Origin of the sequence: Pseudomonas edaphica (assembly GCF_005863185.1) — a bacterium.
Classification (GTDB): Bacteria; Pseudomonadota; Gammaproteobacteria; order Pseudomonadales; family Pseudomonadaceae; genus Aquipseudomonas; species Aquipseudomonas edaphica.
Map to the genome: position 1 here is coordinate 1 of NZ_VBVZ01000089.1, position 14891 is coordinate 14891.

A 14891-nucleotide genomic window follows, 5' to 3' on the forward strand; every position below is an offset into this window, starting at 1 on the left:
GTACGACATCTACTCCGTCGTTCAAGGGGTGGACAAGTTCCTGCCCGTGGACGTCTACGTGCCTGGCTGCCCGCCCCGCCCTGAAGCTTTTCTGCAAGGCTTGATGCTGTTGCAGGAGTCGATTGGCAAGGAGCGTCGTCCGCTTTCCTGGGTGGTCGGTGATCAAGGCGTTTATCGCGCCGAGATGCCGTCACAAAAGGAACAGCGCCGCGAACAGCGAATCGCAGTCACCAACCTGCGCAGCCCCGACGAAGTCTGATCCAGCCCCGCTTCTTTTATAGAACGAAAACCTGGCTTCATTCTTTACGTTGACCGAAAGCGATAAAAAACCATGACTACAGGCAGTGCTCTGTACATCCCGCCTTACAAGGCAGACGACCAGGATGTGGTTGTCGAACTCAATAACCGTTTTGGCCCTGACGCCTTCACCGCCCAGGCCACACGCACCGGTATGCCGGTGCTGTGGGTGGCGCGCGCCAAGCTCGTCGAAGTCCTGAGCTTCCTGCGCAACCTGCCCAAGCCGTACGTCATGCTTTATGACCTGCATGGCGTGGACGAGCGTCTGCGCACCAAGCGTCAAGGTTTGCCGAGCGGTGCCGATTTCACCGTGTTCTACCACTTGATGTCGCTGGAACGTAACAGCGACGTGATGATCAAGGTCGCGCTGTCCGAAAGCGACTTGAGCATCCCGACCGTCACCGGTATCTGGCCGAATGCCAGCTGGTACGAGCGCGAAGTTTGGGACATGTTCGGTATCGACTTCCCGGGCCACCCGCACCTGACGCGCATCATGATGCCGCCGACCTGGGAAGGTCACCCGCTGCGCAAGGACTTTCCTGCCCGCGCAACCGAATTCGACCCGTTCAGCCTCAACCTCGCCAAGCAGCAGCTTGAAGAAGAAGCTGCACGCTTCCGTCCGGAAGACTGGGGCATGAAACGCTCCGGCACCAACGAGGACTACATGTTCCTCAACCTGGGCCCGAACCACCCTTCGGCTCACGGTGCCTTCCGTATCATCCTGCAACTGGACGGCGAAGAAATCGTCGACTGTGTGCCGGACATCGGTTACCACCACCGTGGTGCCGAGAAGATGGCCGAGCGCCAGTCCTGGCACAGCTTCATCCCGTACACCGACCGTATCGACTACCTCGGCGGCGTGATGAACAACCTGCCGTACGTGCTGTCGGTCGAGAAGCTGGCCGGTATCAAGGTGCCGGACCGCGTCGACACCATCCGCATCATGATGGCCGAGTTCTTCCGCATCACCAGCCACCTGCTGTTCCTGGGTACCTATATCCAGGACGTTCGCGCCATGACCCCGGTGTTCTTCACCTTCACCGACCGTCAGCGCGCCTACAAGGTTATCGAAGCCATTACCGGTTTCCGTCTGCACCCGGCCTGGTACCGCATTGGCGGTGTGGCGCACGACCTGCCGAACGGCTGGGAGCGCCTGGTCAAGGAGTTCATCGACTGGATGCCCAAGCGTCTGGACGAGTACCAAAAGGCTGCGCTGGACAACAGCATCCTCAAGGGTCGTACCATCGGCGTCGCGCAGTACAACACCAAAGAAGCCCTGGAATGGGGCGTCACTGGTGCCGGCCTGCGTTCGACCGGCTGCGACTTCGACCTGCGTAAAGCACGGCCGTACTCGGGCTACGAGAACTTCGAGTTCGAAGTGCCGCTGGCCGCCAATGGCGATGCCTACGACCGGTGCATCGTGCGCGTTGAAGAAATGCGCCAGAGCCTGAAGATCATCGAGCAGTGCATGCGCAACATGCCGGCTGGCCCGTACAAGGCGGATCACCCGCTGACCACACCGCCGCCGAAAGAGCGCACGCTGCAGCACATCGAAACCCTGATCACGCACTTCCTGCAAGTTTCGTGGGGCCCGGTGATGCCGGCCAACGAATCCTTCCAGATGATCGAAGCGACCAAGGGTATCAACAGTTATTACCTGACGAGCGATGGCGGCACCATGAGCTACCGCACCCGGATTCGTACCCCAAGCTTTGCCCACTTGCAGCAGATCCCTTCGGTGATCAAAGGCGAGATGGTCGCGGACTTGATTGCGTACCTGGGTAGTATCGATTTCGTTATGGCCGACGTGGACCGCTAAGCATGAACAGCACGCTTATCCAGACAGACCGTTTCACCTTGAGTGAAACCGAGCGCTCGGCCATCGAGCACGAGCTGCATCATTACGAAGACCCGCGCGCGGCGTCTATCGAAGCCTTGAAGATCGTCCAGAAGGAACGTGGCTGGGTGCCGGACGGCGCCCTCTACGCCATCGGCGAGATCCTCGGCATCCCCGCCAGCGACGTTGAAGGTGTGGCCACGTTCTACAGCCAGATCTTCCGCCAGCCGGTCGGCCGCCACATCATTCGCGTGTGCGACAGCATGGTCTGCTACATCGGTGGCCATGAATCAGTGGTCAGCGAAATCCAGAACAAGCTGGGCATTGGCCTCGGCCAAACCACTCCGGACGGCCGCTTCACGCTGCTGCCGGTGTGCTGCCTGGGCAACTGCGACAAGGCGCCGGCGTTGATGATCGACGACGACACATTCGGTGACGTGCAGCCTGCTGGCGTGACCCAGTTGCTCGAGGGCTACCCATGACCCTTACATCTTTCGGCCCGGCCAACCTGATCAAGCGTTCGCCTGAAACCCACCCGCTGACTTGGCGCCTGCGTGACGACGGCGAGCCGGTATGGCTCGACGAGTACCAGGCCAAGAACGGTTACGCGGCGGCGCGCAAAGCCTTCGCCGACATGGCCCAGGACGATATCGTCCAGACCGTGAAAGACGCCGGCCTTAAAGGCCGCGGCGGTGCAGGCTTCCCCACCGGTGTTAAGTGGGGCCTGATGCCCAAAGACGAATCCATCAACATCCGTTACCTGCTGTGCAACGCGGACGAGATGGAGCCGAACACCTGGAAAGACCGCATGCTGATGGAGCAACTGCCCCATCTGCTGATCGAAGGCATGCTGATCAGCGCCCGCGCGCTGAAAACCTACCGGGGCTATATCTTCCTGCGTGGCGAATACACCACCGCCGCCAAGCACCTCAACCGTGCCGTGGAAGAAGCCAAGGCCGCAGGCCTGTTGGGCAAGAACATCCTCGGCTCGGGTTTTGACTTCGAGCTGTTTGTGCACACTGGCGCCGGGCGTTACATCTGCGGTGAAGAAACCGCACTGATCAACTCCCTCGAAGGTCGCCGCGCCAACCCGCGCTCCAAGCCGCCCTTCCCTGCCGCCGTGGGCGTGTGGGGCAAGCCTACCTGCGTGAACAACGTTGAAACCCTGTGCAACGTGCCGGCGATCATCGCCGACGGCGTCGACTGGTACAAATCGTTGGCCCGCGAAGGCAGCGAAGACATGGGCACCAAGCTCATGGGCTTCTCCGGCAAGGTCAAGAACCCTGGCCTGTGGGAGCTGCCGTTCGGCGTCACCGCACGCGAGCTGTTCGAGGACTACGCCGGCGGCATGCGCGACGGCTACACCTTGAAAGCCTGGCAGCCAGGCGGCGCCGGTACCGGCTTCCTGCTCCCCGAGCACCTCGACGCACAAATGTATGCCGGCGGCATCGGCAAGGTCGGCACCCGTATGGGCACTGGCCTGGCGATGGCGGTGGACAACACCGTGAACATGGTTTCGTTGCTGCGCAACATGGAGCAGTTCTTTGCCCGTGAATCGTGCGGCTTCTGCACCCCGTGCCGTGACGGCTTGCCATGGAGCGTCAAGCTCTTGATGGCGATCGAGAACGGTGAAGGCCAGCCAGGCGACATCGAGACCCTGCTGGGTCTGGTCGGGTTCCTCGGCCCAGGCAAGACCTTCTGTGCTCACGCACCGGGCGCCGTGGAGCCATTGGGCAGCGCAATCAAATACTTCCGCTCGGAGTTCGAAGCCGGCATCGCGCCTGTCAGCGCCGCCGTCCCGCCTCTGGCAAGGCCGATCGTAGTCGGCGCGTAACGCTTTAAAGGCGAAGGGTCCGTGCCCTTCGTCTTCTCATGGGCTGACGCCGTAAAGGCTGTGTTGATGCCCATGAATAACAAGATTCCATTAGCCACGCCCGCTGACAACGGGCCAACGAAGAACTTTGAACCATGGCCACTATCCACGTAGACGGCAAAGCGCTCGAAGTCGATGGGGCAGACAACCTGTTACAGGCATGTCTCTCACTAGGCCTCGACATCCCGTATTTCTGCTGGCACCCCGCGCTTGGTAGCGTTGGTGCCTGTCGCCAGTGCGCGGTCAAGCAGTACACCGACGAGAACGACACCCGTGGTCGTATCGTCATGTCCTGCATGACCCCAGCCACCGACAACACCTGGATCTCCATCGAAGATGAAGAATCCAAGGCGTTCCGCGCCAGTGTCGTCGAATGGCTGATGACCAACCACCCGCATGACTGCCCGGTCTGTGAGGAAGGCGGTCACTGCCACCTGCAAGACATGACGGTGATGACCGGCCACAACGAGCGCCGTTATCGCTTCACCAAGCGCACCCACCAGAACCAGGACCTCGGCCCGTTCATTTCCCACGAAATGAACCGCTGCATTGCCTGCTACCGTTGCGTGCGTTTCTATAAAGACTACGCCGGCGGCACCGACCTGGGCGTCTTCGGCGCCCACGACAACGTGTACTTCGGTCGCGTTGAAGACGGCGTGCTCGAAAGCGAGTTCTCCGGCAACCTCACCGAGGTCTGCCCGACCGGTGTGTTCACCGACAAGACTCACTCCGAGCGCTACAACCGTAAGTGGGACATGCAGTTCTCGCCGAGCATCTGCCATGGCTGCTCCAGCGGTTGCAACATCTCCCCGGGCGAGCGCTACGGCGAACTGCGTCGCATCGAAAACCGCTTTAACGGTTCGGTCAACCAGTACTTCCTGTGCGACCGTGGCCGTTTCGGCTATGGCTACGTCAACCGCGAAGACCGCCCACGCCAGCCGCTGTTGGCCGGTGGCGCCAAGCTGAGCCTGGACGACGCGCTGGATAAAGCCGCCGACCTGCTGCGCGGCCGCAACATCGTCGGTATCGGTTCCCCGCGTGCCAGCCTCGAAAGCAACTACGCGTTGCGCGAGCTGGTGGGTGCCGAGCACTTCTACTCCGGTATCGAAGCCGGTGAGTTGGAGCGCATCCGCCTGGTCCTGCAAGTGCTGAACGACAGCCCGCTGCCAGTCCCGAACATGCGCGACATCGAAGACCACGATGCGATCTTCGTCCTCGGCGAAGACCTGACCCAGACTGCCGCGCGTATTGCGCTGTCGCTGCGTCAGTCGGTCAAAGGCAAGGCCGAAGACATGGCCGACGCCATGCGCGTACAGCCTTGGCTCGACGCCGCGGTGAAAAACATCGGCCAGCACGCGCTGAACCCGCTGTTTATCGCAAGCCTGGCTGAAACCAAGCTCGACGACATCGCCGAAGAATGCGTTCACGCAGCGCCGGACGACCTGGCCCGCATCGGATTCGCCGTGGCCCACGCCCTGGACGCCAGCGCACCTGCCGTCGAAGGCCTGGACACTGAAGCTGTTGAACTGGCCCAGCGCATCGCCGACGCCCTGCTCGCGGCCAAGCGCCCATTGATCATTGCCGGCACCTCGTTGGGTTCCAAGGCACTGATTGAGGCTGCTGCGAATATCGCGAAGGCCTTGAAGCTGCGCGACAAGAACGGTTCCATCAGCCTGGTCGTGCCGGAAGCCAACAGCCTCGGCCTGGCCATGCTCGGTGGCGAGTCCCTGGACGCCGCCCTGCAAGCGGTGATCGACGGCAATGCCGACGCCATCGTGGTACTGGAAAACGACCTGTACACCCGCACCGACTCAGCCAAGGTCGATGCCGCGCTGGATGCCGCCAAAGTACTGATCGTGGCCGATCACCAGAAGACCGCCACCAGCGAGCGTGCCGACCTGGTGCTGCCAGCCGCCACCTTCGCCGAAGGCGACGGTACCCTGGTCAGCCAGGAAGGCCGAGCCCAGCGCTTCTTCCAGGTGTTCGATCCGAAGTACATGGACGCCAGCATCCTGGTTCACGAAGGCTGGCGCTGGCTGCATGCCCTGCGTGCGACCCTGCTGAATCAACCGATCGACTGGACCCAGCTCGACCACGTGACCGCTGCTGCCGCCGCAAGCGCGCCGCAATTGGCACGTATCGTCGACGCGGCTCCGTCCGCCTCGTTCCGCATCAAGGGCATGAAACTCGCCCGTGAACCGCTGCGTTACTCCGGCCGTACGGCCATGCGCGCCGACATCAGCGTGCACGAGCCGCGTACCCCGCAAGACCCGGATACCGCGTTTGCCTTCTCCATGGAAGGTTACTCGGGCTCGGTCGAGCCACGTCAGCAGGTGCCATTTGCCTGGTCGCCGGGCTGGAACTCGCCGCAAGCCTGGAACAAGTTCCAGGACGAAGTCGGTGGTCACATCCGCGCTGGCGACCCAGGCACCCGCCTGATCGAAAGCACCGGTGACTCGCTGAACTGGTTCGCCGCCGTGCCGCGTCCATTCAACCCGGCCCAGGGCACCTGGCAGGTTGTGCCGTTCTTCCACCTGTTCGGCAGCGAAGAGACCTCTTCCAAAGCTGCGCCGGTGCAAAGTCGCATTCCTGAAGCCTACGTGTCCGTGGCCAAGTCCGAAGCCGATCGCCTGGGCGTCAACGACGGTGCCCTGCTCAGCCTGAACGTGGCTGGCCAGACCCTGCGTCTGCCGCTGCGTATCAATGATGAGTTGGGTGCTGGCCTGGTTGCACTGCCGAAAGGCCTTGCGGGTATTCCACCTGCGATCTTTGGCAAAACCGTTGACGGTCTGCAGGAGGCAGCGCAATGACCTGGTTCACCCCTGAAGTGATCGACGTGATCATCTCGGTCGTAAAGGCCATCGTGATCCTGTTGGCCGTGGTCGTTGCTGGCGCCCTGCTCAGCTTCGTCGAACGTCGCCTGCTGGGCTGGTGGCAGGACCGTTACGGTCCGAACCGCGTTGGCCCGTTCGGTATGTTCCAGATCGCCGCCGACATGCTGAAAATGTTCTTCAAGGAAGACTGGACCCCGCCGTTTGCCGACAAGGTGATCTTCACCCTGGCACCGGTCGTGGCCATGAGCGCCTTGCTGATCGCCTTCGCGATCATCCCGATCACCCCGACCTGGGGCGTGGCGGACCTGAACATCGGTTTGCTGTTCTTCTTCGCCATGGCCGGTTTGTCGGTCTATGCGGTGCTGTTCGCCGGTTGGTCGAGCAACAACAAGTTCGCCCTGTTGGGCAGCTTGCGGGCTTCGGCCCAGACCGTGTCCTACGAAGTGTTCATGGGCCTGGCGCTGATGGGCATCGTGGTGCAGGTCGGCTCGTTCAACATGCGCGACATCGTCGAGTACCAGGCGCAGAACCTGTGGTTCATCATTCCGCAGTTCTTTGGCTTCTGCACCTTCTTCATCGCTGGCGTCGCCGTGACTCACCGTCACCCGTTCGACCAGCCGGAAGCGGAACAGGAACTGGCTGACGGTTACCACATTGAATACGCCGGCATGAAATGGGGCATGTTCTTCGTTGGCGAATACATCGGCATCATCTTGATCTCGGCCCTGTTGGTCACGCTGTTCTTCGGCGGCTGGCACGGTCCGTTCGGCATCCTGCCGCAGTTGGCGTTCTTCTGGTTCTTCCTGAAGACCGCGTTCTTCATCATGTTGTTTATCCTGCTGCGCGCTTCCATTCCGCGTCCACGATACGACCAGGTGATGGATTTCAGCTGGCGCTTCTGCCTGCCGCTGACCCTGATCAATTTGCTGGTGACGGCTGCCGTTGTGTTGTTGAACACGCCAGCCGGCGCGGTTCAGTGAGGATTTGACCCATGTTCAAATATATTGGCGACATCGTTAAGGGTACCGGTACCCAGTTGCGAAGCCTGGTGATGGTGTTCGGTCACGGCTTTCGCAAACGCGACACCCTGCAATACCCGGAAGAAGCGGTGTACCTGCCGCCGCGCTATCGCGGCCGCATCGTACTGACCCGCGACCCCGATGGCGAAGAGCGTTGCGTAGCCTGCAACCTGTGCGCCGTGGCGTGCCCGGTGGGTTGCATCTCCCTGCAGAAAGCTGAAACCGAAGACGGTCGCTGGTACCCGGACTTCTTCCGCATCAACTTCTCGCGCTGCATTTTCTGTGGCCTCTGCGAGGAAGCTTGCCCGACCACCGCCATCCAGCTGACACCGGATTTCGAGATGGCCGAGTTCAAACGTCAGGACCTGGTGTACGAGAAAGAAGATCTGCTGATCTCTGGTCCCGGTAAAAACCCTGATTACAACTTCTATCGTGTTGCAGGTATGGCCGTTGCCGGTAAGCCGAAGGGCGCCGCACAAAACGAAGCCGAGCCGATCAACGTGAAGAGCTTGCTGCCTTAAGGAAGAAAGATGGAATTCGCTTTCTATTTCGCGTCCGGTATTGCAGTGGTGTCCACGCTTCGCGTGATCACCAACACCAATCCTGTGCACGCCCTGCTCTACCTGATCATTTCGTTGATCGCCGTGGCCATGACTTTTTTCAGCCTCGGCGCACCGTTCGCCGGTGTGCTGGAAGTGATCGCCTACGCCGGCGCCATCATGGTGCTGTTCGTGTTTGTGGTGATGATGCTCAACCTGGGGCCGGCCTCGGTCGCCCAGGAACGCGTCTGGCTCAAGCCCGGCATCTGGCTCGGCCCGGTCATCCTGGCAGCCCTGCTGCTGGGTGAACTGCTGTATGTGCTGTTCGCTCACCAGAGCGGCCAGGCCATCGGCCACACCACCGTAGACGCGAAAGCCGTGGGCGTCAGCCTGTTCGGCCCGTACCTGCTGGTGGTCGAACTGGCTTCGATGCTGCTGCTCGCGGCAGCCATCACCGCCTTCCACTTGGGCCGCAACGAAGCCAAGGAGCAATGACGATGCCTGCTATCCCTTTGGAGCATGGTCTGGCGGTCGCCGGCATCCTGTTCTGCCTTGGCCTGGTCGGCCTGATGGTTCGCCGTAACATTCTGTTCGTGTTGATGAGCCTGGAAATCATGATGAACGCCGCCGCACTGGCGTTCGTTGTTGCAGGTAGCCGATGGGCGCAGCCGGATGGGCAAGTCATGTTCATCCTGGTGATCAGCCTGGCAGCCGCCGAGGCCAGTATTGGCCTGGCGATCCTGCTGCAACTGTATCGTCGCTTCCACACGCTTGATATCGACGCTGCCAGTGAGATGCGCGGATGAACATGATCTTTCTGACTTTCGTATTTCCCCTGATCGGTTTCCTGCTGCTGTCGTTCTCCCGTGGACGCTGGTCGGAAAACCTTTCTGCCTTGATCGGCGTGGGTTCCATTGGCTTGTCGGCGATCGTCGCCGCCTACGTCATCTGGCAATTCAACGTGGCGCCGCCGGAAGGCGGCCACTACACCCTGGTGCTGTGGCAATGGATGTCGGTGGACGGCTTCAAGCCCAACTTTGCCCTCTACGTCGACGGCCTGTCGATCACCATGCTCGGCGTGGTGGTGGGTGTAGGCTTCCTGATCCACCTGTTCGCGTCCTGGTACATGCGTGGTGAGGCCGGCTACTCGCGCTTCTTCTCGTACACCAACCTGTTTATCGCCAGCATGTTGTTCCTGGTACTCGGCGATAACCTGTTGTTCCTGTACTTCGGCTGGGAAGGCGTGGGCCTGTGCTCGTACCTGTTGATCGGTTTCTACTACAGCAACCGCAACAACGGTAACGCGGCACTCAAGGCCTTTATCGTCACCCGCATCGGCGACGTGTTCATGGCCATCGGCCTGTTCATCCTGTTCCAACAAGTGGGCACGCTGAACATCCAGGAACTGCTGGTGCTGGCACCGCAGAAATTCCAGGTTGGTGACTTCTGGATCACCCTGGCGACCCTGATGCTGCTGGGCGGCGCTGTGGGTAAATCCGCACAACTGCCGCTGCAAACCTGGCTGGCGGACGCGATGGCCGGTCCTACGCCGGTGTCGGCGCTGATCCACGCGGCAACCATGGTGACTGCGGGTGTCTACCTGATCGCGCGTACCCACGGCCTGTTCACCCTGGCGCCGGAAATCCTGCATCTTGTAGGACTGGTCGGTGGTGTGACCTTGGTTCTGGCGGGTTTTGCCGCGCTGGTACAGACCGACATCAAGCGTATCCTCGCCTACTCGACCATGAGCCAGATTGGCTACATGTTCCTGGCCCTGGGCGTTGGCGCCTGGGACGCGGCGATTTTCCACCTGATGACCCACGCCTTCTTCAAGGCCCTGCTGTTCCTTGCCTCCGGTGCGGTGATCGTTGCCTGCCACCACGAGCAGAACATCTTCAAGATGGGCGGCCTGTGGAAGAAACTGCCATTGGCCTACGCCAGCTTCATCGTCGGGGGTGCCGCCCTGGCCGCCCTGCCGTTGGTGACCGCAGGTTTCTACTCCAAGGACGAAATCCTCTGGGAAGCGTTCGCCAGCGGTAACCAGAACCTGCTGTATGCAGGCCTGGTCGGTGCGTTCATGACCTCGCTGTACACCTTCCGCCTGATCTTCATCACCTTCCACGGTGAAGCCAAGACCGAAGCGCACGCAGGCCACGGCATCTCCCACTGGTTGCCACTGTCGGTGCTGATCATCCTGTCGACCTTCATCGGCGCCATGATCACCCCGCCTCTGGCCGGTGTACTGCCGGAAAGCGCCGGGCATGCCGGTGGCGCCGCCAAGCACAGCCTGGAAATCGCCTCGGGCGCCATCGCCATCGCCGGTATCCTGCTGGCCGCGCTGCTGTTCCTCGGCAAGCGTCGCTTCGTGACGGCTGTGGCCAACAGTGGCATTGGTCGCTTCCTGTCAGCCTGGTGGTTCGCTGCGTGGGGCTTCGACTGGATCTACGACAAACTGTTCGTCAAGCCATACCTTGCTATCAGCCACCTTCTGCGCAAAGACCCGCTCGACCAAACCATCGGTTTGATCCCGCGCGCCGCCAAGGCCGGTCACACCGCCCTGAGCCGCAGCGAGACGGGCCAATTGCGTTGGTATGCCGCGTCCATGGCTGCCGGTGCGGTGCTGGTGATCGGTGCCATCGTGGTGGTGGCGGTATGACTATGAACATTGCGTACTTTGCGAACTTGCAAAAGGAAACGAGCCCGTCATGATTCTGCCCTGGCTAATCCTGATCCCCTTTATCGGCGGCCTGCTCTGCTGGATGGGTGAACGCTTCGGCGCCACCCTGCCCCGCTGGATTGCGTTGCTGACCATGTCCCTGGAACTCGCGCTCGGCCTCTGGCTGTGGGCGCACGGTGACTATTCATTCGCTCCGGCACCGGGTGTCGATCCAACTTTCGCGCTTGAATTCAAGCACGTGTGGATCCAGCGCTTCGGCATCAACGTGCACCTGGCCCTCGACGGCCTGTCGCTGTTGATGATTTTGCTGACCGGCTTGCTGGGTATCCTCTCGGTACTCTGCTCCTGGAAAGAAATTCAGCGCCACGTGGGCTTCTTCCACCTGAACCTGATGTGGATCCTGGGCGGCGTTGTCGGCGTGTTCCTGGCGCTGGACCTGTTCATGTTCTTCTTCTTCTGGGAAATGATGCTGGTGCCGATGTACTTCCTCATCGCGCTCTGGGGTCACAGTTCTTCGGACGGCAAGAAAACCCGGATCTACGCGGCGACCAAGTTCTTCATCTTCACCCAGGCTTCCGGCCTGATCATGTTGGTGGCGATCCTGGGTCTGGTACTGGTCAACTTCAACAACACTGGCGTGATTACCTTCAACTACGCCGACCTGTTGAAAACCAAGATGTCGCTGACCACCGAGTACATCCTGATGCTGGGCTTCTTCATCGCCTTCGCGGTGAAGCTGCCGGTGGTGCCGTTCCACTCCTGGTTGCCTGACGCTCACGCCCAGGCACCGACCGCAGGTTCCGTCGACCTCGCCGGTATCCTGCTTAAGACTGCTGCTTATGGCCTGCTGCGTTTCGCCCTGCCACTGTTCCCGAATGCCTCGGCCGAGTTCGCGCCGATCGCCATGACCCTGGGTCTGATCGGGATCTTCTACGGTGCGTTCCTGGCTTTCGCGCAAACCGACATCAAGCGCCTGATTGCCTTCTCGTCCGTTTCCCACATGGGTTTCGTACTGATCGGCATCTACTCCGGCAGCCAACTGGCGCTGCAAGGCGCGGTGATCCAGATGTTGGCCCACGGTGTTTCGGCGGCGGCACTGTTTATCCTCAGTGGTCAGCTGTACGAGCGCCTGCACACCCGTGACATGCGTGAAATGGGTGGCGTGTGGTCGCGCATCGCGTACCTGCCGGCCATCAGCCTGTTCTTCGCCGCCGCATCCCTGGGCTTGCCGGGCACCGGTAACTTCATCGGCGAGTTCCTGATCCTGATGGGTTCGTTCGTACACACGCCGTGGATCAGCGCCATTGCTACCTCGGGCCTGGTGTTTGGTTCGGTCTACTCGCTGATCATGATCCACCGCGCCTACTTCGGCCCGGCCAAGTCCGACACCGTCCTGCAAGGGATGGATGCTCGCGAACTGATCATGGTGCTCGGCCTTGCGGTGCTGCTGATCTACATCGGTGTGTACCCGCAACCGTTCCTGGACACTTCTGCCGCGACGATGCATGGCGTGCAGCAGTGGATCGGCACCGCCTTCTCTCAACTCGCTTCGGCCCGGTAAGAGCGCTATGGAATTCACGATCCAACACTTTATCGCGCTTGCGCCGCTGCTGATTACCAGCCTCACCGTTGTGGCGGTGATGCTGGCAATCGCCTGGCGCCGCAATCACTCGCAAACGTTCCTGCTGTCGTGTGCCGGTCTTAACCTGGCCCTGCTGTCGATCATTCCGGCACTCAAGGTCGCGCCATTGGCCGTGACCCCGCTGATGATGGTCGATGACTTCGCGCTGCTGTACATCGCGTTGATCCTGGTTGCCACCCTGGCCTGCGTCACCCTTGCCCACGCCTACCTCGGCGAAGGCGGCACTGGCTACCCAGGCAACAAGGAAGAGCTGTACCTGCTGATTCTGCTGGCTGCGGCCGGTGGCATCGTGCTGGTCAGCGCTCAGCACCTGGCCGGCTTGTTCATCGGCCTGGAACTGCTGTCGATCCCGACTTACGGCCTGGTGGCCTACGCCCTCTTCAACAAGCGCTCGCTGGAAGCCGGCATCAAGTACATGGTGCTGTCGGCGGCCGGTTCCGCGTTCCTGTTGTTCGGTATGGCCTTGCTCTACGCAGAGGCTGGCAACCTGAGCTTCACCGGTATCGGTCACGCCCTGGCGGCCACCAACATGCCTGCGCCGATTGCCCAACTGGGCCTGGCGATGATGCTGATCGGCCTGGCGTTCAAGCTGTCCCTGGTGCCGTTCCACTTGTGGACCCCGGACGTCTACGAAGGCGCCCCGGCGCCAGTGGCGGCGTTCCTGGCCACCGCGTCCAAGGTTGCCGTGTTTGCTGTGATGGTGCGTCTGTTCCAGATCTCGCCTGCGGCCAACACCGGCGTGCTGAGCACCGTGCTGACCGTGATCGCCATTGCGTCGATCCTGTTCGGTAACTTGCTGGCCCTGACCCAGAACAACCTCAAGCGTCTGCTCGGTTACTCCTCCATCGCGCACTTCGGCTACCTGCTGATCGCCCTGGTGGCGAGCAAAGGCCTGGCCGTGGAAGCCATGGGCGTGTACCTGGTCACCTACGTGATCACCAGCCTGGGCGCATTTGGCGTGATCACGCTGATGTCCTCGCCGTTCAAAGGCCGTGACGCCGACGCCCTGTACGAATACCGCGGCCTGTTCTGGCGCCGTCCGTACCTGACCGCCGTGCTCACCGTGATGATGCTGTCCCTGGCCGGTATCCCGCTGACCGCAGGCTTTATCGGCAAGTTCTACATCGTTGCTACCGGTGTTGAAGCCCATGAATGGTGGCTGGTTGCCTCGTTGGTACTGGGCAGCGCCATCGGCGTGTTCTACTACCTGCGCGTGATGGTCACCCTGTACCTGATCGAGCCAAACCTGCGCCGTGTGGATGCCGAGTTGCACTGGGAACAGAAGGCAGGCGGCGTGATGCTGCTGGCCATCGCCCTGCTCGCGTTCTTCCTGGGCGTGTACCCACAACCGTTGCTCACCCTGGTGCAGCACGCGGTACTGGGCGTTTGATCGCTTAGCTTGATGCAGTAAACGAAACGGCGCCTTCGGGCGCCGTTTTGCGTTTCTGGAGTTTCAATTCTTTTGCCCTCCCCTGTGCGCTGAAATTTCCTTCCTCCTCTACCTCTTTGTCTGGCATCTAGCCGCTGAACCTAGCCGTATGGTGATTGTGTTTTAGGAAAGTTCCCACAGCCAGGTCACTTGACCCCGGGCGCGTGGGCCACCACACTATACGCAGGCTACGTACAGAACATGGATGCTCTATTTATCGAGTTGCCGGCCTTTGAACGGCATCGCAGGGACTATCTGAGTGACGAGCTATTCCAAGGCTTTCAACAGGAGTTGATGAAGAATCCGCAAGCGGGCGACGTCATCGAGGGAACCGGCGGGTTGCGCAAGGTCCGTTTCGTCGATGAGCGACGCAACAAAGGCAAACGCGGAGGCTTGCGGGTCATTTACTACTGGTGGTCGGGCGGCACGCAGTTCTGGTTATTCACCCTGTACGGCAAACACGAACAGGATGACCTTACCCCCAATCACAAGAAAGCCTTAAAACACATGCTGGACAGGGAAATCAAAGCGAGAACACATCATGAAACGTGAAATCTTTTCCGAACTGGTCGAAGGCTTCGACGCCCTGGCCGAAGAACGCCAAGGCAAAGTCACCCTGCGGACCCACAAGGTCCATCTCAACAACCTGGCCCCCCTGAGCGCCGACGAAGTGGTGGCCGTGCGCCAACAGCTCAACCTCTCGCGCTCGGTGTTCGCCATGTACCTGCGTACCAACGTGCGCAC

At 60.9% G+C, this 14891-nt stretch carries 14 protein-coding genes; all 14 read left to right on the plus strand.

The window, feature by feature from the left end; translation table 11 throughout:
- A partial coding sequence (locus FEM54_RS08405; protein ID WP_477749728.1) for an NADH-quinone oxidoreductase subunit B family protein occupies positions 1 to 259 on the plus strand: 259 nt, incomplete at its 5' end.
- Positions 260 to 331: 72 nt separating this feature from the next.
- A complete protein-coding gene (gene nuoC, locus FEM54_RS08410) occupies positions 332 to 2116 on the plus strand; it encodes an NADH-quinone oxidoreductase subunit C/D (protein WP_138450403.1) in 1785 nt (594 codons plus the stop codon).
- A 2-nt stretch (positions 2117 to 2118) separates the two neighbouring features.
- Positions 2119 to 2616, plus strand: a complete 498-nt coding sequence (gene nuoE, locus FEM54_RS08415) for an NADH-quinone oxidoreductase subunit NuoE (RefSeq protein WP_003174721.1) — start codon at positions 2119 to 2121, stop codon at positions 2614 to 2616.
- Entirely contained in the window at positions 2613 to 3968 is a 1356-nt protein-coding gene (gene nuoF / locus FEM54_RS08420) for an NADH-quinone oxidoreductase subunit NuoF (RefSeq protein WP_017137516.1), read from the plus strand. The genes nuoE and nuoF overlap by 4 nt, the downstream gene beginning before the upstream one ends.
- A 134-nt stretch (positions 3969 to 4102) precedes the next feature.
- Positions 4103 to 6817 carry an NADH-quinone oxidoreductase subunit NuoG gene (nuoG, locus tag FEM54_RS08425; RefSeq protein ID WP_138450405.1) on the plus strand — a complete coding sequence of 905 codons (2715 nt, stop codon included), beginning with the start codon at positions 4103 to 4105 and terminating at the stop codon, positions 6815 to 6817.
- Positions 6814 to 7821 carry an NADH-quinone oxidoreductase subunit NuoH gene (gene nuoH / locus FEM54_RS08430; RefSeq protein WP_017137518.1) on the plus strand — a complete coding sequence of 336 codons (1008 nt, stop codon included), beginning with the start codon at positions 6814 to 6816 and terminating at the stop codon, positions 7819 to 7821. Before nuoG ends, nuoH begins: the two co-directional genes overlap by 4 nt.
- Before the next feature lie 11 nt (positions 7822 to 7832).
- Positions 7833 to 8381, plus strand: a complete 549-nt coding sequence (gene nuoI, locus FEM54_RS08435) for an NADH-quinone oxidoreductase subunit NuoI (RefSeq protein WP_003174725.1) — start codon at positions 7833 to 7835, stop codon at positions 8379 to 8381.
- A gap of 9 nt (positions 8382 to 8390) precedes the next feature.
- On the plus strand, positions 8391 to 8894 hold the full coding sequence (nuoJ, locus tag FEM54_RS08440; protein WP_017137519.1) for an NADH-quinone oxidoreductase subunit J: 504 nt from the start codon (positions 8391 to 8393) through the stop codon (positions 8892 to 8894).
- A gap of 2 nt (positions 8895 to 8896) precedes the next feature.
- The gene (gene nuoK, locus FEM54_RS08445; RefSeq protein WP_017137520.1) at positions 8897 to 9205 is read left to right on the plus strand and encodes an NADH-quinone oxidoreductase subunit NuoK; all 309 of its coding nucleotides are present in this window, start codon (positions 8897 to 8899) and stop codon (positions 9203 to 9205) included.
- A complete protein-coding gene (gene nuoL, locus FEM54_RS08450) occupies positions 9202 to 11055 on the plus strand; it encodes an NADH-quinone oxidoreductase subunit L (RefSeq protein WP_138450408.1) in 1854 nt (617 codons plus the stop codon). The genes nuoK and nuoL overlap by 4 nt, the downstream gene beginning before the upstream one ends.
- A 49-nt stretch (positions 11056 to 11104) precedes the next feature.
- Entirely contained in the window at positions 11105 to 12637 is a 1533-nt protein-coding gene (gene nuoM / locus FEM54_RS08455) for an NADH-quinone oxidoreductase subunit M (protein WP_017137522.1), read from the plus strand.
- A gap of 7 nt (positions 12638 to 12644) precedes the next feature.
- Entirely contained in the window at positions 12645 to 14108 is a 1464-nt protein-coding gene (nuoN, locus tag FEM54_RS08460; RefSeq protein ID WP_138450410.1) for an NADH-quinone oxidoreductase subunit NuoN, read from the plus strand.
- Between the two features lie 240 nt (positions 14109 to 14348).
- Entirely contained in the window at positions 14349 to 14699 is a 351-nt protein-coding gene (locus FEM54_RS08465) for a type II toxin-antitoxin system RelE/ParE family toxin (RefSeq protein WP_026013737.1), read from the plus strand.
- Positions 14689 to 14891: helix-turn-helix domain-containing protein (locus FEM54_RS08470; protein WP_138450412.1), on the plus strand; the 203-nt coding region annotated here is incomplete at its 3' end. The genes FEM54_RS08465 and FEM54_RS08470, both read left to right, overlap by 11 nt.

What these genes read in the sequence shown, in the direction of transcription:
- nuoC (WP_138450403.1), top strand. Translation starts at nt 332, where the DNA reads ATGACTACAGGCAGTGCTCTGTACATCCCGCCTTACAAGGCAGACGAC.
- nuoE (WP_003174721.1), top strand. Translation starts at nt 2,119, where the DNA reads ATGAACAGCACGCTTATCCAGACAGACCGTTTCACCTTGAGTGAAACC.
- nuoF (WP_017137516.1), top strand. Translation starts at nt 2,613, where the DNA reads ATGACCCTTACATCTTTCGGCCCGGCCAACCTGATCAAGCGTTCGCCT.
- nuoG (WP_138450405.1), top strand. Translation starts at nt 4,103, where the DNA reads ATGGCCACTATCCACGTAGACGGCAAAGCGCTCGAAGTCGATGGGGCA.
- nuoH (WP_017137518.1), top strand. Translation starts at nt 6,814, where the DNA reads ATGACCTGGTTCACCCCTGAAGTGATCGACGTGATCATCTCGGTCGTA.
- nuoI (WP_003174725.1), top strand. Translation starts at nt 7,833, where the DNA reads ATGTTCAAATATATTGGCGACATCGTTAAGGGTACCGGTACCCAGTTG.
- nuoJ (WP_017137519.1), top strand. Translation starts at nt 8,391, where the DNA reads ATGGAATTCGCTTTCTATTTCGCGTCCGGTATTGCAGTGGTGTCCACG.
- nuoK (WP_017137520.1), top strand. Translation starts at nt 8,897, where the DNA reads ATGCCTGCTATCCCTTTGGAGCATGGTCTGGCGGTCGCCGGCATCCTG.
- nuoL (WP_138450408.1), top strand. Translation starts at nt 9,202, where the DNA reads ATGAACATGATCTTTCTGACTTTCGTATTTCCCCTGATCGGTTTCCTG.
- nuoM (WP_017137522.1), top strand. Translation starts at nt 11,105, where the DNA reads ATGATTCTGCCCTGGCTAATCCTGATCCCCTTTATCGGCGGCCTGCTC.
- nuoN (WP_138450410.1), top strand. Translation starts at nt 12,645, where the DNA reads ATGGAATTCACGATCCAACACTTTATCGCGCTTGCGCCGCTGCTGATT.
- FEM54_RS08465 (WP_026013737.1), top strand. Translation starts at nt 14,349, where the DNA reads ATGGATGCTCTATTTATCGAGTTGCCGGCCTTTGAACGGCATCGCAGG.